This is a genomic window from Staphylococcus sp. GDY8P57P (genome assembly GCF_017892585.1).
Lineage (GTDB): Bacteria > Bacillota > Bacilli > Staphylococcales > Staphylococcaceae > Staphylococcus > Staphylococcus borealis.
The window spans coordinates 1-593 of sequence record NZ_JAESLK010000085.1 but is presented as its reverse complement, the minus strand read 5'-3'; the positions used below and the strand labels follow the sequence as shown (position 1 = coordinate 593).

Annotated in this window: 1 protein-coding gene; it reads left to right on the top strand. The window is 33.2% G+C overall.

The features are described 5' to 3' along the window. A partial coding sequence (locus tag KA878_RS13615) for a restriction endonuclease subunit S (RefSeq protein WP_210142207.1) occupies positions 1-517 on the top strand: 517 nt, incomplete at its 5' end. Positions 518-593 lie beyond the last annotated feature (76 nt).

Sequence of the window (593 nt, the reverse complement as noted above, 5' to 3'; positions counted from 1 at the left end):
TGAGAGCGACCTGGGGCATCGTTATATGGTATACGATCAAAATATGTTAGATATAGATTTAGGGTTAACCATAGATGATACATATCAACCTAGAGTCATCAAATTAAAAGATACATCAAGAGCAACCGTTGTACGTAAAGATGATATTGTCCTAAGTATGATGACAGGTGAGTGCACCTTAGTGAGCTCAAGACACGATGGTTCAATTTTACCTTATAATTATACAAAAATTGAAGTTACTTCAGACTTATTGGAACCTGCTTTTTTAGTCTATTGGTTTCAACTAGCACCAGAGGTACAATCACAATATAAGCAATATATGCAAGGTGGCTCAACAATAAAAAAACTAACACATCAACAGTTAAAATCACTCTATATTACCTTACCTTCCATTGAACGACAACGGTTGATTGGGCAAATTGGTATTAAAGAAAAACAATTAAACGTATTAAAACAAAGACAAAGTCGATTAAAAAAGCAATTCTTATCCAATATTTTATTCAAGGAGGACAATTAAATGTCTATTACGGAAAAACAACGCCAACAACAAGCTGAATTACAAAAAAATCTATGGTCTATCGCTGATGACTTAC